Origin of the sequence: Kocuria sp. (genome assembly GCF_030530945.1) — a bacterium.
Classification (GTDB): domain Bacteria; phylum Actinomycetota; class Actinomycetes; order Actinomycetales; family Micrococcaceae; genus Kocuria.
Map to the genome: position 1 here is coordinate 307,793 of NZ_JAUMTZ010000002.1, position 19,920 is coordinate 327,712.

The 19,920-nt window shown below is 72.9% G+C and carries 16 protein-coding genes; 4 read left to right on the forward strand and 12 right to left on the reverse strand.

The features are described 5' to 3' along the window. Positions 1–567 (reverse strand): hypothetical protein, encoded by a 567-nt coding sequence (locus Q4A22_RS03825; protein WP_303177345.1) that lies wholly within the window; start codon positions 565–567, stop codon positions 1–3. A 318-nt stretch (positions 568–885) separates the two neighbouring features. On the opposite strand from Q4A22_RS03825, the gene Q4A22_RS03830 reads away from it, so the two are divergent. Together Q4A22_RS03830 and Q4A22_RS03835 are read left to right on the forward strand one after the other, a co-directional pair. Continuing rightward, the gene (locus Q4A22_RS03830) at positions 886–1,875 is read left to right on the forward strand and encodes a hypothetical protein (protein ID WP_303177347.1); all 990 of its coding nucleotides are present in this window, start codon (positions 886–888) and stop codon (positions 1,873–1,875) included. An 89-nt stretch (positions 1,876–1,964) separates the two neighbouring features. Then, on the forward strand, positions 1,965–2,414 hold the full coding sequence (locus Q4A22_RS03835) for an Rv3235 family protein (protein ID WP_303177348.1): 450 nt from the start codon (positions 1,965–1,967) through the stop codon (positions 2,412–2,414). 22 nt (positions 2,415–2,436) lie between these two features. Here the strand turns inward: Q4A22_RS03835 and secA are convergent, their stop codons facing one another. The 10 genes from secA to Q4A22_RS03885 form a co-directional block, all read right to left on the reverse strand. Beyond that, positions 2,437–5,265, reverse strand: coding sequence for a preprotein translocase subunit SecA (gene secA, locus Q4A22_RS03840; RefSeq protein ID WP_303177349.1), 2,829 nt, complete (start codon positions 5,263–5,265; stop codon positions 2,437–2,439). A 170-nt stretch (positions 5,266–5,435) separates the two neighbouring features. Beyond that, a complete protein-coding gene (raiA, locus tag Q4A22_RS03845) occupies positions 5,436–6,131 on the reverse strand; it encodes a ribosome-associated translation inhibitor RaiA (protein WP_303177350.1) in 696 nt (231 codons plus the stop codon). A 127-nt stretch (positions 6,132–6,258) separates the two neighbouring features. After that, positions 6,259–7,122 carry a ComF family protein gene (locus Q4A22_RS03850; RefSeq protein WP_303177353.1) on the reverse strand — a complete coding sequence of 288 codons (864 nt, stop codon included), beginning with the start codon at positions 7,120–7,122 and terminating at the stop codon, positions 6,259–6,261. Positions 7,123–7,230: 108 nt separating this feature from the next. After that, entirely contained in the window at positions 7,231–8,988 is a 1,758-nt protein-coding gene (locus Q4A22_RS03855) for an LpqB family beta-propeller domain-containing protein (protein ID WP_303177356.1), read from the reverse strand. Continuing rightward, positions 8,985–10,883 (reverse strand): MtrAB system histidine kinase MtrB, encoded by a 1,899-nt coding sequence (mtrB, locus tag Q4A22_RS03860; protein WP_303177361.1) that lies wholly within the window; start codon positions 10,881–10,883, stop codon positions 8,985–8,987. The genes Q4A22_RS03855 and mtrB overlap by 4 nt, the downstream gene beginning before the upstream one ends. Before the next feature lie 38 nt (positions 10,884–10,921). Next, positions 10,922–11,608 (reverse strand): MtrAB system response regulator MtrA, encoded by a 687-nt coding sequence (gene mtrA, locus Q4A22_RS03865; protein ID WP_303177368.1) that lies wholly within the window; start codon positions 11,606–11,608, stop codon positions 10,922–10,924. 88 nt (positions 11,609–11,696) lie between these two features. After that, positions 11,697–12,716: a hypothetical protein gene (locus tag Q4A22_RS03870; RefSeq protein ID WP_303177369.1), complete on the reverse strand. Its 1,020-nt coding sequence runs from the start codon at positions 12,714–12,716 to the stop codon at positions 11,697–11,699. Beyond that, positions 12,713–13,093: a chorismate mutase gene (locus Q4A22_RS03875; RefSeq protein ID WP_303177371.1), complete on the reverse strand. Its 381-nt coding sequence runs from the start codon at positions 13,091–13,093 to the stop codon at positions 12,713–12,715. Before Q4A22_RS03875 ends, Q4A22_RS03870 begins: the two co-directional genes overlap by 4 nt. Before the next feature lie 46 nt (positions 13,094–13,139). Then, complete coding sequence (mnmA, locus tag Q4A22_RS03880) at positions 13,140–14,288, reverse strand: tRNA 2-thiouridine(34) synthase MnmA (RefSeq protein WP_303177372.1); 1,149 nt, start codon at positions 14,286–14,288, stop codon at positions 13,140–13,142. A gap of 113 nt (positions 14,289–14,401) precedes the next feature. Next, on the reverse strand, positions 14,402–15,631 hold the full coding sequence (locus Q4A22_RS03885) for a cysteine desulfurase family protein (protein ID WP_303177374.1): 1,230 nt from the start codon (positions 15,629–15,631) through the stop codon (positions 14,402–14,404). A gap of 69 nt (positions 15,632–15,700) precedes the next feature. Here Q4A22_RS03885 and Q4A22_RS03890 point away from each other — a divergent pair, with 69 nt between their 5' ends. Then, positions 15,701–16,165, forward strand: a complete 465-nt coding sequence (locus Q4A22_RS03890) for a tRNA (cytidine(34)-2'-O)-methyltransferase (protein ID WP_303177375.1) — start codon at positions 15,701–15,703, stop codon at positions 16,163–16,165. A gap of 102 nt (positions 16,166–16,267) precedes the next feature. On the opposite strand, the gene Q4A22_RS03895 is transcribed toward Q4A22_RS03890, so the two are convergent. Further along, the gene (locus Q4A22_RS03895; protein ID WP_303177377.1) at positions 16,268–17,806 is read right to left on the reverse strand and encodes a S1C family serine protease; all 1,539 of its coding nucleotides are present in this window, start codon (positions 17,804–17,806) and stop codon (positions 16,268–16,270) included. Between the two features lie 254 nt (positions 17,807–18,060). Between Q4A22_RS03895 and Q4A22_RS03900 the strand changes: the two genes are divergently transcribed. Next, positions 18,061–19,920: TPM domain-containing protein (locus Q4A22_RS03900; RefSeq protein WP_303177379.1), on the forward strand; the 1,860-nt coding region annotated here is incomplete at its 3' end.

Here is a 19,920-nt window from a genome sequence, read left to right on the forward strand (position 1 = left end):
TCATCCCGGGTCCAGGGAGGAGAGCACCACCACCGACTGGAAGGTGACCGTGCGCTGACCCAGCACGGCGCGGCGGCGTCGGAACTGGTCCCCGGGATGGACGGCCACGTCGAAGAAGTCCTGCCCCACGGCGTCCACGGTGCCCTCCAGCTCCCCGTGCCCGGGATGCTCCCGGACGACCACCCGCACGTGGACCCGGGCCGTGCTGAGCGCACGCACCACGTGTCCCATGCCGAGCCGGCGGACGGTCGAGCGCTCCGGCAGCATCTCGAAGCGCCGGGGCAGGCCCTCCCACCACACCACGCCGTGCAGCGGCACCAGGTGCTGGACAGGCCCCTCCCGCATCACCACCCAGCCCGCGCCCACGTCCACCAGCAGACCCTCGAGCACGTCCCCGTGCACGAGGCGCACCCGCACCCGCCCCTCCCGGTGCGCGGCCAGGCGTTCCACCAGGGTCAACCGGGACAGCTCCGCGCGCGCAGTCTCCGCCGCCTCCTGCTCCACCTCTCGCACCCGGGCCTGGGCCAGCTGCGACTCCATGTCCTCGAACAGCTCGTCCCACCGCATGGTCCGCTCTCCTCTCCTGCACCGCGCTGGGAAGAGCGGTCGGCACGTTCCCGTGACCGCGCCTGCTCCCCTGCCCGTGCCCTGTCCTCCGCCGCGGTTCCGGCGGGCTCGTCTCCGGCGCACACTTTCCGCCCAGCTCAGAACCGGACCAGCTCAGGCCCGCCCCATCCCCGCCACAGGCTACGACGCCGGGGTCCGTTCCCCCAGCCGCTCCAGGGGAAACCTGCATGTGATCGCATGGATCATTGACTCCCGCACTCATCACGTGAATGATCTAAAAATGTCAAACGACATCAAATGACAACATCGGAGGCGAAAATGCCACGTGCGGCTTTCGAGCGATCGACGCAACAGGCACAGGCGCCCGCTCGCGCGGAGGCGGGGTGGCTGCTCGTGCCCCTGCTCGCGGCCGTCCTCGGCGCGCTCGGCTGGGCGCACGTGCACTCACTGGAGCGGGCGGAGACCGGGTCCCACCCCGAGCTCCTCGTGGCGGTCCTCGCGGCGGGTGCCTGCCTGGCGGTGGCCGGCTGGTGGCTCGGCGGTCTGCTCATGCTCGGTGTGGGCGCCCTGGCACGCAGACTGCGCTGGACCCCGCTCGAGCGCTGGGCGGCCCGGCTGACACCCGGCCTGGTGGCCCGCACGGCCGCGGCCCTGGTGGGTGCCCAGCTCATCGCGGTGGCTCCGGCCCACGCGGACGACGCCGCCCTGGACCCCTTCTGGTCCCCGGCCGCCTCGGGGACCGAGCAGCTCGCCCCGGCCGCCGACCACGGGTCCGGTACGGTGCAGGGCGAGAGCCCCGAGGTCGGCACCCCGGACGACGGAAGCGGCACCGGGGTCCTCACCCCGGATGCCGCTGCAGAAGCCCCAGCCCCATCCGCAACGCCGGGGACGCCGGGAGGTGACCGGGCGGCGTCGAACGCGACGGCCCCCGAAGCCGAGACGGCAGACGCGGCTGACGGCGGCGCCACGACCGACGGGGGCGTCGCCGGTGACACCCCGTCCGCGACGCACCTGCCCGCGGGTGGCTCCGCCGCTGTGGCCACCGGGACACCTGGTGCCGCCCCCGTCAGTGCGGCGCCGGCCCGCACCCGGGTGGTGGACGGCACGCTCACGGTGGTCAGCGGGGACACCCTGTGGGACCTCACGGCGGAGCTCCTGGGCCCGGGGGCCTCCGACGCGACCGTCTACCACCACCTCACGTCATGGCTCGAGCACAACAGCCTCGCGCAGCACGGAGACCTGATCCGACCCGGGGACCAGCTCCGGGTGCCCCCCGAGGTGCTGGACCCGACCGGCGGCGCGCGGTGAGGACCACCCCGCGCACCGTGTCCGCACGCCCCCGAACACCACACCTCACACGAACCACCCAGAGCAGCACACCCACGAAGGAGAACGCCATGACCCTCACCATCCCGGAGTCCGCACCCCGCACTCCCGCCGGGGGCTACACCTGGCGCAGGGACCGCTCGGCCGCCGCCCTGACGGGTCGCAACGACGCCGAGCGGGTGGGCGCCATCGCCCGGAGCATCGGACAGGCAGCCGTGGAGATCCTGGCGGGGACCCGGCCCGCGTCCCAGCTCTCCCGCTGGACGGACCCAGAGGTGGTGGAACGCTTCGCGCAGCGGGCCGCCATGCTCAAGCTCGTGCAGGAGCAGTGCCCCGAGCGTCGCGCGCTCTTCGACGTGCACCGTGCCGCCAGGGTCCGCCGGGTGCGGGTCTGCAGCCCGGCTCCCGGGTGCTGGGAGGCGTCGCTCGTGATCGACGAGGCCGCACGCACGCGGGCAGTGGCCCTGCGCATCGAGCGGGTGGCACGGCAGTGGCGGGTCACCCACCTGGAAGTGGGATGACCCGCCACGTCACCGGCTGCCGTCAGCGGCGTGAGCCACGCTTCGCGGCGGAGGAACCCTTCTTCTTGCCGCCCCTGCCCGCCTTGCCGCGACGCTGGGCGCGGTTGGCGCCCGTGTCCACGGCGTCGTCGGGCTCCGTCGCGGCACTGCCACCGGCGCTCCCGGGGGCGGCTCCACCGTCGGCAGGTGCGGATCCGGCTGCCGCACCTCGCTGCGCGGTGGCCGCGCCGTCCCCGGCCGGGGACCCGGTCTCGACGGCTGCCTGGGGCTCGCCGTCCTCGTCCGGGGCGGTGTACTGCAGGAACGCGGGACGCTGCGGGGTGCTCAGCTCCACCGCTCCGCCGTCCGCGCCGGTGCGCTGCGTGCGGACCTCCAGGTTGAACAGCGTGACCACCGTCTGCTCCCGGATGGCCGCCATCATCTCCTGGAACATGGCGTGGCCCTCACGCTGGTACTCCACGAGGGGATCGCGCTGGGCCATGGCCCGCAGCCCGATGCCCTCCTTGAGGTAGTCCATCTCGTAGAGGTGCTCCGGCCACCGCTGCCCGATCACGGAGAGCAGCACGCGCCGCTCCAGGTTGCGCATGGCCTCGGAGCCCAGCTGGTCCTCCCGCTCCTGGTACATGACCTTCGCGTCGGAGAGGATCTGCTCCTGCAGGAAGTCGGAGGTCAGCCGCGGGCGGCCGCCCGCTTCCTCCACGACCTCCTCCGGGGTCAGGGACACGGGGTAGATGGCTCGCAGCGCGGTCCACAGCTTGTCCAGGTCCCAGTCCTCGGGGTGGCCCGTGCGGGTGCGCTCGGCCACTGCGGAAGTGATGACCTCCTCGGTGAACTGCTGGATCTGCTCGGCGATGTCGTCACCCATGAGGATCCGTCTGCGGTCCTTGTAGATCACCTCGCGCTGGCGGTTCAGGACGTCGTCGTACTTCAGCACGTTCTTGCGCTGCTCCGCGTTGCGGCCCTCCACCTGGTTCTGCGCGTTGGCGATCCCGGAGGTGATGAGCCGCCCGGTCACGGGGACGTCGTCCGGCGCGATGGCCATCAGACGCTGCGCGGCACCGGGGTTGAACAGCCGCATGAGGTCGTCGGAGAGGGAGAGGTAGAACCGGGACTCCCCGGGATCCCCCTGGCGGCCGGAGCGCCCGCGCAGCTGGTTGTCGATGCGGCGGGACTCGTGGCGCTCGGTGCCCAGCACGTAGAGTCCGCCGGCCTCGAGGACCTCGTCGTGCTCGGACGCGGTGGCCGCCTCGCACGCCTCGAGGACCTCGGGCCACCTGGCCTCGTACTCCTCGGCGTCCCGCTCCGGGTCCAGCCCCATCTCGGCCATCTTCTCCACGGCGTTGAACTCCGCGTTGCCGCCCAGCATGATGTCCGTGCCGCGCCCGGCCATGTTGGTGGCCACCGTGACGGCGCCCTTGCGGCCCGCCTGCGCGACGATCGCGGCCTCGCGCGCGTGGTTCTTCGCGTTGAGCACCTCGTGCCGGACCCCGCGCTTGGCCAGCAGACGGGAGAGGTACTCGGACTTCTCCACGGACGCCGTGCCCACGAGCACGGGTTGGCCCTTCTCGTGGCGCTCCTCGATGTCGCGCACCACGGCGGCGTACTTGGTGGCCTCGTTCTTGTAGACCACGTCCCGCTTGTCCTCGCGGGCGATGCCGCGGTGCGGCGGGATGGCCACCACGCCGATCTCGTAGGTGTTCATGAACTCGGCGGCCTCGGTCTGGGCCGTGCCGGTCATGCCGGAGAGCTTGTCGTACAGGCGGAAGTAGTTCTGCAGGGTGATCGTGGCCATCGTCTGGTTCTCGGGCTTGATCTCCACGCCCTCCTTGGCCTCGATGGCCTGGTGGACGCCCTCGTTGTACCGGCGCCCGGCGAGCACACGACCGGTGTGCTCGTCCACGATCTTCACCTCACCGCCGGAGACGATGTAGTCCTTGTTGTTGCGGAACAGCTCCTTGGCCTTGATGGCGTTGTTCAGGAAGCCGATCAGCGGGGTGTTCTGGGACTCGTAGAGGTTGTCGATGCCCAGCCAGTCCTCGACCTTCTCGATGCCGGGTTCGAGCACGCCCACGGTGCGCTTCTTCTCGTCCACCTCGTAGTCGGTCTCGGGCTGCAGCTTCTGGACCACGGTGGCGAACTCCCGGTACCACCGGTTGGCCTCCCCCGAGGCGGGACCGGAGATGATGAGCGGGGTCCTGGCCTCGTCGATGAGGATGGAGTCCACCTCGTCCACGATCGCGAAGTTGTGCCCGCGCTGCACGAGCTCGTCCTTGCTCCACGCCATGTTGTCGCGCAGGTAGTCGAAGCCGAACTCGTTGTTGGTGCCGTAGGTGATGTCCGCGGCGTACTGCTCGCGGCGCGCGGCGGGATCCTGACCGGCGAGGATCACGCCGGTCTCCAGCCCCAGGAAGCGGTAGACACGGCCCATCAGGTTGGCCTGGTACTCCGCGAGGTAGTCGTTGACGGTGACCACGTGCACGCCCTTGCCCGTGAGGGCGTTGAGGTAGGCCGGCGCGGTGGCCACCAGCGTCTTGCCCTCACCGGTCTTCATCTCCGCGATGTAGCCCAGGTGCAGCGCGGCACCACCCATGATCTGGACGTCGAAGTGGCGCTGCCCCAGGGTGCGCGACGCCGCTTCCCGCACCGCGGCGAAGGCCTCGGGGAGCAGCCGGTCCAGGGACTCGCCGTCCGCGATGCGCTCCCGGAAGGAGTCGGTCTCGGCACGCAGCTCGGCGTCGGAGAGGGCGGAGAAGCTGTCCTCCAGGCTGTTGACGGCGTCGGCGTAGGTCCTCAGCCGCTTCAGGACGCGCTTGTCCCCCGTGCGGAGAACCGTTTCCAGGAATGACGCCACGTGTGTTCGCTCCTCCGAGATCAGTGGTGGGCACCGGAACCGACAGCGGGTGCACCGCCGAACAGTGTACGTGAGTGAGTCTGGACGGGGCCCGGACAGCGGGACGGGCCCCGCGCGGTGCTCGCGGGGCCCGTCCCTGCCCGCCGGGGTGCAGCGGACTCGGCACGGCTTCAGGAGGCGGGTGCCTCCGCCTGGTAGGCGCGGGTGCCCTCGTCCTCGGCGCGGCCGTCGCTGCTGAGGCTGATCACGCCGTACTCCCAGCCTTTGCGGCGGTACACGGCGGAGGGCTCCCCGGTCTCCCGGTCCACGAAGAGGAAGAAGTCGTGGCCTACGAGCTCCATCCTGTCCACGGCCTCGTCCACGGAGACCTGCTCCGCGGGGAAGCGCTTGCGCCGGATCTCCACGGGCGTGGGGGCCTCGCTGAGGGGGTGCTCGGTGTCGAAGGCCTCGTCCTCGGCGGCGGCCAGGGCCTGCTCGGACGCGAAGCCGGGGAACGGACCGGTGGAGACCACGGGCAGCGCCCCCGTGGCCTCGTGCACGGCCACGGGCCTCTGGTGGCCACCGCGGTGGACCTTGCGCCGGTCGCGGGCCCGGCGCAGCTGCTCCACGAGCTTGGCGTAGGCCTCGTCGAACGCGGCGAACTTGTCGTCGTTGCGCGCCTCGGCCCGCAGCACGGGGCCGCGCCCCACCACGGTGAGCTCCACCCGCATGCCCTGGTGCCCGGAGGACGCGTTCTCCTTGGTGACCTTGACCTCGATGCTCTGGATCTGGTCGCCGAGCTGCCGGAACCGCTCGCTCTTCTCCTGCGCGTACTCCTTGAAGCGCTCCGGCAGGGTGACGTTGCGGCCTTGGATGTTCAGTTCCATGAGAGCCTCCACGACTTGAGGACGGCGCGGGATCTGCTGCTCTCCCGCACGGGACACCTTCGATGCCTCCCGTGCTCCCACGCTAGATGAAAACGTGACGTAATTCACGGATCTCGTCACCCGGTGTTCACGTGCCGTTCTCCCGGCGCACCACCCGCACTCCGGCCAGGGTGACCACCGCGGGGACCGTGGCCCCGGCCGCGCGCAGGCACCGCACGGCCTCCGAGGCCGTGGCTCCCGTGGTGAGGACGTCGTCCACCACCACGCACGTGCGTCCGGTCACGTCCCGGGCGCGCATGACACCACGGATGGCCCGGGCTCGCTCACCGCGCCCCCTGCCCTTCTGCGCCGCCCCGCCTTTCAGCACCGGGCCCCGGTGCCGAAGCACATGGCGCACCTCGGTGCGGGCGGGCACCGCGGCGGCGTCGAGAACCACGGCCACGGGATCGAACCAGCGACGACGCCGTGCCCGCGCGCTCGTGGGCACCGGCACCCAGTGCAGGGTCCCGGACGCGGGTGCCAGCTCCCGAGCCGCCGCGGCCAGCACCGGGGAGAGCGCGGCGGCGAGCACGGGCGCGAGATCCGTGCGTCCACCGTTCTTGAACGCCAGCAGCGCGGAGGCCAGCTCGTGCTCGTACCGGCCCGCGGTGTAGACGGCCACCCCCGCGGCGGCCAGCGGAGCCGGCGGCACAACCTGTCCCGGCTGAGCCGCGGTGCGCCGCAGGAGCACGCGGCAGCCGTGGCACAGCGCGGCCCCCGGGCGCGCGCACACAGCACACGAGACGGGCAGGAGCAGCTCCAGGGCCTGCGACCACCACGTGCCCCACCGGATGGCCGTGCGGTCCCACGCGGCCGCGCGCCAGGCCTCTCCCGGTGCGGTTCCCCGGGTGGCGCGTTCCGTCCGGCCCTGCCCCTCCGACCCGAGCCGTGGTCGGTTCCGCCCGGTGCGGGCGTTGCCGCTCGAGGACGGTGGGCGGAGTCGGGTGCTCATGCCACCAGCCCACCCCGTGGCGGGGCAGGGTGCCACTGCGCAGCGCCCATGGGGAGGGCGGCCCGCACGGCGGACGGACCCCAGGGCCCGGACGGGGCCGCGGCCCGGTCAGCCCGCGAACGCGGTGTCGGTGACGTCCTCGCTCTGCAGCGCCCAGGAGCTGCCGGTGAGCATGTAGAGCCGCCCGTCGGAGGCGCCGTAGACCGCGGCGGACCCGTTGCCCCCGGCGATCGAGGTGACCCCGGTCAGGGACGGGAGGTCGTCGTGCTCGCCGGCCACCGTGTAGCGGCGGGGCTGGGCGTTGCCGTCCTGGTTCAGCGCGGTGGTGACGAACTCGTTCGCTCCGATCCACTGGGCGGTATTCACATCCACGTCCGCGGCCACGGCATTGCCCTTCTCCAGGCCCGTGGGCCGCCCGGACGCGTCGCGCACCACCCCGGCGATGCTGATGACCGCGCGGGAGGAGCTGTCGTCCGTGGTGACCACCAGGGCACGGCTGCCCTCGCGGGAGATCCGCAGGGAGGCCACGTGCTGGCCCTGGAGCCACTCCGCGGAGACGGTCCCGCCGGATCCGTCCGCGGCGGCGGGCACGGCGTGCACGGCCCCGGAGCGGTCCGAGCCCCAGACCCACCCCAGGGTGTCGAAGCTCGGGCGGGTGGGCCTGTCCCCGGACCAGCGCCGCTGCGGCGTCTTCCCGGGGCTCACCGTGTACACGGCGGAGTCCTCGGTGTCCACGAAGCCGAACGTGGAGGCCTCGGCGCCCATTGCCGGCTTGGTGACCACGGCCCCAGCGGGAAGGGAGAGGTCCTGGATCTTCTCGGTCTGCCCTCCCTGGAAGAAGGCCAGCTGGTTGTCCGAGACCCCGATCTGCCGGTTCGGGACGGTCGCGGAGCTGGCCGGGTCAACGTCCTGGTTGCCCGAGGACTCCACCGGGGCGTCGTCGACCGTGAGGTGCAGGTCCTCCACCGTGGGCACGGACCGCAGGGTGGCGCGCAGCTGCCGCTCCATCCGGCGCGCCTGCTCCACGTCCGCCGGATCGAAGTTCGAGAGGCTGAGGTCCACGGCGGCCGTCCCGCCCGAGACCGGCACGGACGAGCGCGAGAGGGAGGCGGCCTGCGGGATGGCGCTCTTCACGGCGTCCCCCAGGTAGCTGGCAGGCCCGTCCAGCAGCGCACGCACCGCCGCCGTGGACGCCGTGGGGCGCTTGGCGAACCAGCGGGGGTCCGGGACCAGGGTCTTCCCGTCCTGCGCCGAGTAGTAGTAGAGGTCCACGGGCGAGAAGATCTGACGGAAGTCGGTCTCCGGGACCAGCACCCCGTCCGGTGCCCTGGAGATCCGCCACTGGCCGTCCACGGAGGTCAGGGCGAAGTCCAGCACGCGGGTGCTGCCCTTGGGCTGGGCCGTGAGGACCCCGTTCGCCCCGAGCTCGGAGCTGACCTCCGTGGTGGTGCGGAACTCGCCCTCGTTCAGGCGCGGCACCGTGGTGGGTTCGCCGGAGTGGATGAGCACCCGCGCATCCGGTTTCCACGTGGTGGCCAGCTGCGGGGTGAGGTACTGGCGGGCCACGGAGTAGTCGTCCTGGGCGCCCACGCCGGCGGCCAGGAAGCCCTCCACGACCTCCTGCGCGGTGGCTCCGGCGCGCGGGGCCTGCGGGTTGAACGGCATGTCGCTCTGCTGCGACTGCCCGGTGGGCTCGATGACCCTGTGCACGGGACCGGAGCTGGGCATGGCACCGCACGCGGACAGCGCGAAGGCCACGGCGAGGACCGTGGCGGCGGTGGCGCACCGCCTTCCGCGGGTGCGGGAGATGCTCGCGGCCTCCGCCGCGGGGTCTCCCCCGGTGGACGCTGCGCCCCGTGGGCTCATGGTTCCTCCGTCCCGGCTCCGCGCTGCGCGGGGCCCGATCCTGTGTGCCTGCCCCCGTCCGCCGTCCCGCCGGTTCCGGCGACGGCCGTGGACCCTGAATCCGGGGCCCCACGCCATGCGGGCTCGGGGTGCCCCGCCACCGCGGGGCCGACGCCGCCGTGACCGGACCCGGCGGCGTCGTCGGCGGGAGCGGGCGGGGACTCCAGAACGGCCGCGGACCCGGGGACGGCCTTCACCGCCGGGGGTGTGAGCTGCAGGGACCCTGTGTCCGTGACGCGGGCGGTGGACTCGGTGAAGCGGTCGGCCGGGGGCAGGGGCAGGGGGTTGGGCAGCTCGGGGTCCAGCGGCTGCGTGTGCAGCAGCGGGAGGGTGAGGCGGAAGCACGCGCCGTTGCCCGGTTCCGCCCACGCCTCAAGGCGCCCGCCGTGCAGCCGGGTGTCCTCCGTGGCGATCGCGAGCCCCAGCCCCGTGCCCCCCACGGTGCGGGCGCGCGCGGGATCTCCCCGCCAGAAGCGGTTGAACACCTTGGTGACCTGGTCCGGCGTCATGCCGATCCCGTAGTCGCGCACCGCCACGGCCACGCAGTTCGCGTTCGCGGCGACGTAGATGTCCACGGGCTCGCTCTCCCCGTGCTCCAGGGCGTTGGTCACCAGGTTGCGCAGGATCCGGTCGATCCGGCGCTGGTCCATCTGCACCACGCACCGGGTCAGCGTGGAGCGCACCGTGAGCTCCGAGCCGGAGGTGAGGACGATCGGGGCGGCCGCCTCCACCACGTCGTAGATCACGGTGAAGATGTCCGTGGAGGCGGTGTCCAGGCGGGCGGCGCCGGCGTCGAACCGGGAGATCTCCAGCAGGTCCGAGAGCATGGAGTCGAACCGGTCCACCTGGTTGTGCAGCAGCTCGGCGGAGCGGCGGTTGACCGGGTCGAAGTCCTCGCGGGCGTTGTACAGCACCTCCGCGGCCATCTTCACGGTGGTCAGCGGGGTGCGCAGCTCGTGGGAGACGTCCGAGACGAAGGTCTGCTGCATGGAGGACAGCTGCTCCAGCTGCGTGATCTGGGTCTGGATGGAGTCCGCCATCTTGTTGAAGGACCGGGACAGCCGGGCCACCTCGTTGGTCCCGCGCACCTGCAGCCGCACGTCCAGGTCCCCCTCGGAGAGCCGCTGGGAGACCCGCGCCGTGCCGGACACCGGGCGCACCACCTCCCGGGTGACGTACCAGACCACGGTGCCCACGAGCAGCAGCAGCGCCACCATGGACAGCAGGAGCACGGCGTGGATGGAGTCCAGGGTGGCCTGGGGGTCGGAGAAGTCGTACACGAAGTACAGGCCGTAGCGGGAGTTCTGGTTCAGCTGCACCACGTCCCCGATCACGATGACGGGCTGCTCGGGGCCGTTCTCCGTCATGCGCGCGGACGCCGGCTGCCAGTAGGTGCCGTCACCGCCCTCCACGCGCTGCTGCAGCTGCTGCGGAACCGTGGCCGAGGTCATCCACGAGCTCTCCGTCTGCACGCCCACGAAGGACTGGCCCGTGCCCTGGTCCAGGGGGATCAGGATCCAGCGGTGGTCCTGGGATCCCGCGTCCTGGCTCAGGCTGCCCAGGGTCGAGTTGATGAGCGCCTGGACCTCGGTGCGGTCCGAGGCGTCCGAGGCGTCGAAGCTCGCCTGGGCGGTGTCGATGTCACCGCGCGCCTCCTCCAGAACCTGGTTGAGGCGGTCGGTGAACAGCCGGTCCGCGATCTGGTGCGAGAGGAAGCTGCCGGTGGCGAGGAACGCCACGGTGGTCAGGGACAGGGCCACGGCGATCGCGCGGAACTGCAGGGACTGGCGCCAGCGTCGGAGCACCGTGCGCCGCGCCAACCGGATCCTGCGGAACCGCTTGGGACGGCGGCGCACGGGAGGGACCGTGGCCGTGGAGCGCGCCGGGGCGGGCGTCACCGGTGCGGGTGCCCGCCGGCCTTGTAGCCGATGCCGCGCACCGTGAGCACCACTTCCGGGTTCTCCGGGTCCCGCTCCACCTTGGAGCGCAGCCGCTGGACGTGCACGTTGACCAGCCGGTTGTCCGCCGCGTGCGGGTAGCCCCACACGTCGCGCAGCAGCTCGTCACGGCTGAACACCTGGTGGGGATGGCGTGCGAGCGTGGTCAGCAGGTCGAACTCCAGGGGGGTCAGGGCGATCTCCTCGCCGCCGCGGGTCACCGTGTGCCCGGTGACGTCGATGACGATGTCCCCCAGCGTGATCTCCTGGCTGGTGCCGCGGTCGGTGGGCCGCAGCCGGGCCTTCACGCGCGCCACGAGCTCCGCGGGCTTGAAGGGCTTGGGGACGTAGTCGTCCGCTCCGGCCTCCAGCCCGCGCACCACGTCCGCGGTGTCCGACTTGGCGGTGAGCATCACGATGGGAACGTCCGACTCCGCCCGGATCTGCTGGCACACCTGGATGCCGTCCATCCCGGGCAGCATGAGGTCCAGCAGGATCACGTCCGGTTCCGAGGCGCGGAAGACGTCCCGCGCGCTGGAACCGTCGTAGCAGTGCACCGGCTCGAAGCCCTCCGAGGACAGAATGATGCCGATCATCTCGGACAACGCGGCGTCGTCGTCCACCACCAGAATTCGCGCCTTCATGCCCGCCTTCGCCCTCGTACGTGCCGGCGGGGGCGGCCGAGGCCGACGCCCCGCGTCCTACCGGTGGAAGTCTACGGCCTGGGAGGGCTCATCCCTCGCCGCACACCTCCGTGAGCGCGCTGCACACGTCGGTGAGCCGCCGCAGGGCGCCGGGCACCTCGGGCGGGGTCAGCGTGGAGATCTCCGACGACGGCGCCAGCACCGTCCCCAGCAGCGCCGCAGGGTCCATCCCGAGCTCGCTCCAGGGCCGCACCACCCGCTCCACGAGCGGGCGCACCGGCCCGCGCCCCGTGACGGGGACCGAGTCCAGGCACAGGCCCACCCCCGCCTCGTGCAGGGCGGCGAGGGGCTCCCACAGCACGGGGTCCAGCGGGGGCAGGGCGAGAGCGGCGGCGTCGGCACCTGTGTCGCGGGCCCAGCGCGCGGTGGGCGTCCCGGCGGCGAGCACCACGGTCGCGCCGGCGGCGTGCGCGGCGGAGACCGCGTCCGTGAGGGCGGCGCGCACCTCGTGGGGCGGCAGCGAGCGCAGGGTGCGGTAGCCACTGGCCGTGGGGATGGTGCCGGAGAGCACCGGCTCCAGGTGGGGCTCCTCGACCACGAGCACCGTGTCCCGCCCGTCCGTGTTGCGGCGCAGACCCGCCAGGAGAGCGGGAAGCCCGGAGCACCACGACTGCGTGAGGTCCCGCCGTGCACCGGAGTCGGACTGCAGCTTCTCCCCGTTGTGGACGTGCACGGTGGCGGCCAGGGACACCGGGCCCAGCAGGGAGAACACCACGGGGCCGGTGTCCGCACCGGACTCCGCGCCCAGCACGTCCGCCACCACGTTGAGGTCGCTCGCGAGCAATGCGCGCGCCTGGCGGGAGTCGTCTCCGGGGACCCCGCTGACACGCCACCCGTGCGGCTGGCGGTCCGCGTACAGGGAGTCCAGCACGGCGCACGTGCGCGCCGCGAGCTCCGCCTGCGGACCGCGTTCGGGCAGCAGCGGCACGGCGGCCCGGTGGGGTGCGCCCAGTTCACCGCGCAGCACGGTGAACGCCTCCACGGGGTCGGTGCCCCGCAGGGCCCGGGTGAGGGTGGCGGTGGTCGCGTCCGCGGCGAAGGCGCTCATGCGTCCGTGCCGCGCCGGCGGTCCTCGGAGATGGCCTCGTGGTGGCGGATGACCTCGCTGATGATGAAGGTCAGGAACTTCTCCGCGAACTCCGGATCCAGGTGCGCGGCCTCCGCGAGGTGGCGCAGCCGCTGGATCTGGGCCTTCTCCCGCTCGGGGTCGGAGGGCGGGAGGTCGTTCTCGGCCTTGAGGCGCCCCACGCGCTGCGTGGCCTTGAAGCGCTCCGCGAGGATGTGGATCAGCGCGGCGTCGATGTTGTCGATGGTCCCGCGGATGGCGCTCAGCTGCTCCAGCGCGGAGTCCGGGGCCTGGCGCGCGGCGGCACTCGCGGCGGGGTCGACGGGTGCGTGGTCGGCGGGATCGCTGCTGGGGGTCATCCCCCCACTCTAAACGGGGTGCCGCACGGGCCCCAGTGGACGCGGGTCAGCGCGCGGGAACCGCCGCGCGGTCCGCGTACGCGGCGTCGATCGTGGCCTGGCCCAGCACGCGGGTGCCCTGGTAGAGCACCATGGTCTGTCCCGGTGCCACGCCGCGCTGCGACTCGTCCAGCCGCACGTGCAGACGCGGTTCACCGGACTCCCGGGTGAGCCACGCGCTGGCAGGCGCGGGGTCCCCGTGGGCGCGCACCTGCACCGTCACCGCGAACTCCTCCGAGCGGCCGTCCGCCCGCAGGGCCTGGACCTCGCGGGGTGGCAGACCGGCCCAGGAGGGGCGGATGCCCTCCATGACGTCGATGGCCAGCAGCGCCTCGGGCCCCACCACCACCTCGTTGGTCCTGGGCCGGATCTCCAGCACGAACCGGGGCTTGCCGTCCGGAGCGGGGCGGCCGATGTGCAGCCCGCGGCGCTGTCCCACGGTGTAGGCCTGGGCGCCGCGGTGCTCCCCGAGCTCGTGGCCCTCGGTGTCCACGATCTGGCCGGGCTCCAGCTCCATGTGGTCCGCGAGCCAGCCCCGGGTGTCGCCGTCGGGGATGAAGCAGATGTCGTGGGAGTCCGGCTTCTTCGCCACGGACAGCCCCCGCTGCTCCGCCTCGGCGCGCACCTGGGCCTTGGAGGGGGTCTCGGCGAGCGGGAACAGTGCGTGCTCGAGCTGCTCGGCCGTGAGCACGCCCAGCACGTAGGACTGGTCCTTCGCCCAGTCCGCGGCGCGGTGCAGCTCCTTGTGCCCGTCCGCGCCGGTGACCACCTTGGCGTAGTGCCCCGTGCAGACGGCGTCGAAGCCGAGGGCCAGGGCCTTCTCCAGCAGGGCCGCGAACTTGATCTTCTCGTTGCAGCGCATGCACGGGTTGGGGGTGCGCCCCGCGGCGTACTCGGCCACGAAGTCGTCCACGACGTCCGCCTGGAAGCGCTCGGAGAAGTCCCACACGTAGTACGGGATCCCCAGCTTCTCGGCGGCACGCCACGCGTCCCGGGAGTCCTCGATGGTGCAGCACCCGCGCGCGCCCGTGCGCAGGGTCCCCGGGGTGCGGGACAGGGCCAGGTGGACACCGGTCACGTCGTGCCCGGCGTCCACCGCGCGGGCCGCGGCCACCGCGGAGTCCACCCCGCCACTCATCGCTGCAAGTACGCGCACGCAGTTCCCTTCCTGGAGTCTCTCTCGTGGGATCCCTGGCACAACGCCGCTCTCCCGGGTGCTATTCCCCGTGCCACGGCCGCCCCGGGTGGTGCGCCGCGGCGGAGGTCTCCTCAGGCAGAGAACCCGGGCACGTGCCCGGACAGCCCCGCCGCCCTGGCCCGGGCGTGGACATCCCGCAGGGCGTCGAGCACCGCCGCGACGTCCTCGGGGGTGCTGGAGTGTCCCAGGGAGAAGCGCTGCGCGCCGCGGGCGGTCTGCTCGTCCACCCCCATGGCCAGCAGCACGTGGGAAGCACGTGGCACCCCCGCGCTGCACGCGGAGCCCGTGGACAGAGCCACCCCGGCGGCGTCGAACAGGAAGAGCATGGAGTCGCCCTCGCAGCCCGGGAAGGTGAAGTGGGCGTTGCCGGGCAGCCGGGTGGGAGCCTCCCACTCCTCCTCCGGGGAGCCGGGCTCGGGACCGCGCAGCACGGCCTCCGGCACGCGCTCGCGGATGCCCGCCACGAGGGTGTCGCGCAGGGTGGCGCGGCGCAGGAACTCGGTGCGGGCGTCCCGCCCGGCGGCCTCGACCGCCGCGCCGAACGCGGCCGCCCCCGCGGCGTTCACGGTCCCCGAGCGCACGCTGCGCTCCTGTCCCCCACCGAAGCTCGTGGCCGAGAGCTTCACGGTTCGCGGCGCGTAGAGCGCGCCCACTCCCATGGGCCCTCCCAGCTTGTGCGCGGACACCGCGAGCGTGCTGATCCCGGGCAGGTGGGCGTCCACGGGCACGGCGCAGAACGCCTGCACGGCGTCCACGTGGAACGCGACCCCCGCCCGCTCGCACAGCGCCGCGAGCTCCCGGACGGGCTGCACCGTGCCCACCTCATTGTTGGCCCACATCACGGTGACCAGGGCCACCTCCTGCGCGCGCTCGGCGAGCAGCTGCTCGAGCGCTCCCGGGTCCACCCGGCCGGTCGCGTCCACGCCGAGCCACACGAGCTCCGCACCCTCGTGGGCGGCGAGCCACTCGGCGGCCTCGGAGACCGCGTGGTGCTCCACCGTGGACAGGGCGATCACGCGGCGCCGCGGCTCGGCCTCGCGCGCGGCCCGGTACAGCCCGAGCACCGCCATGTTGTCCGCCTCGGTGCCGCCCGAGGTGAGGATGATCTCCACGGGTTCCGCGTTCAGCGCCGCCGCCACGGCGTCCCGCCCGGTCTCCAGGGCCATGCGGGCCAAGCGGCCCCCGGCGTGCAGGGACGCCGGGTTTCCGCCGCGCTGGGCCTGGGCCACGAAGGCGGTGACGGCCTCGGGCAGCATGTCGGTGGTGGCGGCGTGGTCCATGTAGACGCGGGGTGCGGGCATGGCCCCATTCTACGAACGCCCCCGACGCCCCGACCCGCGGCGGCCCGGTGCCGCCCTAGACTCGCAGCCATGCTGCACTTCGTCTTCCACTCCCCCGAGATCCCCGGCAACACCGGCAACGCCATCCGCCTGGCCGCGTGCACGGGCGCACGCCTGCACCTGGTGGAGCCGCTGGGGTTCAACTTCGACGACGCCAACCTCCGCCGCGCCGGACTGGACTACCACGACCTCGCGGTCATGGACGTGCACCCCACGGTCGAGGACCTGTGGGAGCGGCTCGGGGACGCGCGGGTCATCGCGTTCACGTCCCACTCCGGGACACGGCACACCGATCTCGAGTACCGGGACGGGGACGTGCTGCTGTTCGGCCGGGAGTCCACGGGGCTGCCGGAGCCGGTTCTCGCGGACGAGCACGTGGCCGAGCGCGTGCGGATCCCCATGCTCCCGGGCAGGCGGTCCCTGAACCTGGCCAACTCGGCGTCGATCGCCCTCTACGAGGCGTGGCGCCAGCTGGGATTTCCCCAGGGCGTGTGAACCACCCGCGCACCGCTCGGGACGACGCCGCCCGCGGCCTTGCGGGGCGCGGCACCCACCGGGGCGGGCCGGTGGAGCCCGGACCCGCCCCGGTGAGGAGCGTCAGTTGCTCTGCTGCGCGGCGGCGTCGCCCACGGTGACCGTGGCGGTGCGCTCGTCGTTGCCGCGGCGGTAGGTGATCTCCGCCGTGGAGCCGGCCGCGAGCTCGCGCACCCCTGCGGTGAGCGCGTCCGCGTCCGTGATGGACTTGCCGTTGAACTTGGTGACCACGTCGTTGGCCTTGAGCCCGGCGTCCGCGGCGGGCGAGCCGGAGGCCACCGAACGGACCTTCGCGCCGGAGGAGAACGCCTCGGAGGTGCTCCCCGACGGCGTGTACGCGGAGACCGAGGCCCCCAGGTAGCCGTGCGTGGCCTTGCCGTCCTTGATGATCTCGTCCGCCACGCGCTTTGCGGTGTTCGACGGGATGGAGAAGCCCACGCCGATGTTGCCCGCGGCCGTGGAGTCGCTGGAGGAGGAGCCCCCGGCGGAGGCGATGGCCACGTTGATGCCGATCACCTGGCCCTGGGCGTTCACGAGCGCACCGCCCGAGTTGCCGGGGTTGATGGCCGCGTCCGTCTGGAGCACGTTCAGGTACACGCTGGACTTCGCGGACTGCGATCCGGACTGCCCGTTGTCCGGGAAGTTGAAGAAGAAGTCCTGGGGTCCGCCCGGGCTCTGCTGGGAGGAGTCGTCCGGGGTGTCCTGCGCGGCGGACGAGGCCACCGCGATGGTGCGGTTGAGGGTGGAGACGATTCCGTCCGTGACGGTGCCGCTCAGCCCCAGCGGTGCGCCGATGGCGATCGCGGCGTCACCCACGTTGAGCTTGCCGGAGTCGCCGAACTCGGCGGGGGTGAGGCCGTTCGGGTCCACCTTGATCACGGCGAGGTCGGACTCCGGGTCGGTGCCCACCGTGGTGGCCTTGCGCACGGAGCCGTCCGAGGTCTGGACCTCCAGGTTGGCGTCGGAGCTCGCCCCGTCCAGGGTGACCACGTGGGTGTTGGTCAGGATGTGGCCCTGGTCGTCCAGGACCACGCCGGAGCCGGTGCCGGACTCGCTGCCGGACGTGGCGGAGATGGTCACCACGGACGGGGACGCCTTCTGCGTGGCGGCGGTGATCTCGTTGACGGAGTCGGTGTCGTTCACGATCACCGGGGAGCTGCTGGTGCTCGTGGCGGACGAGTTCTCGGTGCCCACGGCTCCCGTGCCCACGGCAACCCCGGCTCCCAGCAGACCCGCGAGCGCGAGTCCGGCCACCATGGTCCCGGCACCGAACGTGCGCTTCCTGGCCGTGGCGGTGCCGCCCTGCGGAGAGCCCTCGGGATAGCCGCCCTGGCCGGGTCCGCCCGAGTACGGCGGGACGTTCCCGCCGCCCTGGCCGCCGTCGTAGCCGTAGGAGTAGCCGGGGGCGCTCGAGCCCCCGTTCTGGACGCCGTAGTAGGAGTCGTCGCCGCGTCCGGCGGACGGGATGGGCTCGGTGGCGTCCCGGGACCGCCACGGGGAGCCGTCACTGCCGGATCCGGCTCCCGCGGGACCGTACTCCCCGTACCGGGGCACGGGACGCCGGGGATCGTCCCCGGTGCGGGGATCGTGGGAATCAGCCATGTTCTCTCCTTGGTCAGCCTCTGTCCGGGTGTGCGCTCCGGCGCGGTCAGGACGCCCAGTATGCCCCGCCCGACTGTGCTGGGGCTGTGAGAACTGGCGGATTTCGGGGAGTTTCCTGATGGTCCACCCGGTGCCGCCTGAGCGGGTGACCGTGGTGGGCCCACCGCGTATTCTGTGGAGCGGACCGCAGTGCGTCGAAGCCCTCCACGACCGCCCTGGGCCCGTCCGGGCTGACCACGAGGAGAACACAGGACATGAGCTCACGCACCGTCTGGCGCCGCGCACTGGCGGCCACCGCACTGTCGGGGGCGTACTTCCTGGCCGTCCCCGCGGCCGTCGCCGAAGCGCCCTCCACAGTTGACGCCGGAGTGCGCGTGGTGGACAAGGCCGGGGTGCTGGGCAACACCTCGCAGCTGGAGAGCGGGATCGCGGAGGTGGCGCAGAAGCACCACATCACGCTCTACGTGGTCTACGTGGACCGCTTCACCGACCCCACCGATCCCGACCAGTGGGTGCAGGACTTCGCCAAGGCCAACGGCTTCGGCACCAACGACGCCGTGCTGGCCGTGGCCACTTCGAGCCGCCAGGCCCGCTTCGCCGCCAGCTCCGCGGGCCCCCTCTCCCGCGAGGACCAGAAGACCATCTACAACGACGACATCGCTCCCGCCCTGAGCACCCGCGACTGGGACGGCGCGGCCCAGGGCGCGGTCGACGGCATCAACCACGAGCTGGGCGGCACGGGCGTCGGTGTCACCGCCCTCGTGGTGGCCGGTGGTGCGGCGGCCATCGGGGTGGGTGCGTTCGGGGTGGCGCGCTCGCGGCGTCGTCGTCGGGACGGGGCCCAGCAGACGGGTGCCGCCCAGGGCGAGCGCGCCCCGCAGCAGCCGCAGGTGCCGCTGCCGGAGCTGCACAAGCAGGCGGGCTCGGCGCTCGTGGAGGCGGACAACGCCATCCAGCACTCCGAGCAGGAGCTCGCGTTCGCGCAGCTGCAGTACGGCAGCGAGCAGACCCGTCCGTTCGAGGAGGCGCTCGCGCGCGCCAAGGAGCACATGCGCGCCTCGTTCGAGCTGCAGCAGAAGCTGGACGACGACATCCCGGACACCGAGGCCGAGCAGCGGGCGTGGCTCGGGGAGATCATCGAGCGCACCCGCCAGGCCCGTGCGCCGCTGGCCGAGCAGGAGCAGAACTTCTCCCAGCTGCGCCAGCTGGAGACGCGCGCCCCGGACGCGCTGCAGGCCGTGCGCGCGGCGGTGGCGGGCACCCGCCCCCGCCTCCAGGACGCCGAGTCCCTGCTGGTGTCCCTGCACTCCCGCTACGACGACGCCGCCCTGGCACCCGTGCGGGACAACGGCCAGCAGGCGCGGGAGCGGCTCGAGTTCGCGGACTCCGCGACCGCGCGCGCCCAGCAGGACCTGGACGCGGGACGCGTATCCGAGGCCGTGCTGAACATCCGCGCGGCGGAGGAGGCGCAGGGCCAGGCGGAGGGGCTCGTCACCTCGGTGGAGAACGCGCGCCGGGAACTCTCCCGCGCCGAGGAGTCCCTCAAGGACGCGGTGAGCATCGCCCAGCGGGACGTCGCGGAGGCCGAGGGCCTGGTCCGGCAGGGCTCCCGCCCGGAGCTCGCCGGTGCCGCCGCGGGAGTGCGCTCCGTGCTGCAGACCGTCACCCAGCAGATGTCCTCGGGCCACTACGACCCGGTGGGCGCCACCCGACGCCTCGCCCAGGCGAAGGCCGAGCTGGACAAGGGGCTGCAGGGCGTGCGCGACGCCAACGACCGCGCCCGCTCCGCCCGCGAGACCCTCTCCCACGCGCTGGTGAGCGCGCAGGCGAGCCTGACCACGGCGTCCGACTACGTGTGGGCGCGCCGCGGCGGGGTGGGGGCCCAGGCGCGGACCGAGCTCGCGGAGGCCGAGCGCCACCTGGAGCTCGCCCAGCGGCTGCGGGACTCGGACCCCGAGCGCGCCCTCACCGAGGCCAACGAGTCCATCCGGCTGGCCGACTCCGCCCAGCGTGCGGCCCAGATGGACGTGGACCGCTTCTACGACTCCCCCGTGGGCTACGGCCGCGGCGGGTACGGCGGCTCGCGCAGCAACGGGCTGGGCGGAGCCGTGCTC

What these genes read in the sequence shown, in the direction of transcription:
- Q4A22_RS03890 (WP_303177375.1), top strand. Translation starts at nt 15,701, where the DNA reads ATGCTGCACTTCGTCTTCCACTCCCCCGAGATCCCCGGCAACACCGGC.
- Q4A22_RS03850 (WP_303177353.1), bottom strand. Translation starts at nt 7,122, where the DNA reads ATGAGCACCCGACTCCGCCCACCGTCCTCGAGCGGCAACGCCCGCACC.
- Q4A22_RS03875 (WP_303177371.1), bottom strand. Translation starts at nt 13,093, where the DNA reads ATGACCCCCAGCAGCGATCCCGCCGACCACGCACCCGTCGACCCCGCC.
- Q4A22_RS03895 (WP_303177377.1), bottom strand. Translation starts at nt 17,806, where the DNA reads ATGGCTGATTCCCACGATCCCCGCACCGGGGACGATCCCCGGCGTCCC.
- Q4A22_RS03885 (WP_303177374.1), bottom strand. Translation starts at nt 15,631, where the DNA reads ATGCCCGCACCCCGCGTCTACATGGACCACGCCGCCACCACCGACATG.
- Q4A22_RS03870 (WP_303177369.1), bottom strand. Translation starts at nt 12,716, where the DNA reads ATGAGCGCCTTCGCCGCGGACGCGACCACCGCCACCCTCACCCGGGCC.
- Q4A22_RS03830 (WP_303177347.1), top strand. Translation starts at nt 886, where the DNA reads ATGCCACGTGCGGCTTTCGAGCGATCGACGCAACAGGCACAGGCGCCC.
- Q4A22_RS03855 (WP_303177356.1), bottom strand. Translation starts at nt 8,988, where the DNA reads ATGAGCCCACGGGGCGCAGCGTCCACCGGGGGAGACCCCGCGGCGGAG.
- Q4A22_RS03835 (WP_303177348.1), top strand. Translation starts at nt 1,965, where the DNA reads ATGACCCTCACCATCCCGGAGTCCGCACCCCGCACTCCCGCCGGGGGC.
- Q4A22_RS03825 (WP_303177345.1), bottom strand. Translation starts at nt 567, where the DNA reads ATGCGGTGGGACGAGCTGTTCGAGGACATGGAGTCGCAGCTGGCCCAG.
- mtrA (WP_303177368.1), bottom strand. Translation starts at nt 11,608, where the DNA reads ATGAAGGCGCGAATTCTGGTGGTGGACGACGACGCCGCGTTGTCCGAG.
- raiA (WP_303177350.1), bottom strand. Translation starts at nt 6,131, where the DNA reads ATGGAACTGAACATCCAAGGCCGCAACGTCACCCTGCCGGAGCGCTTC.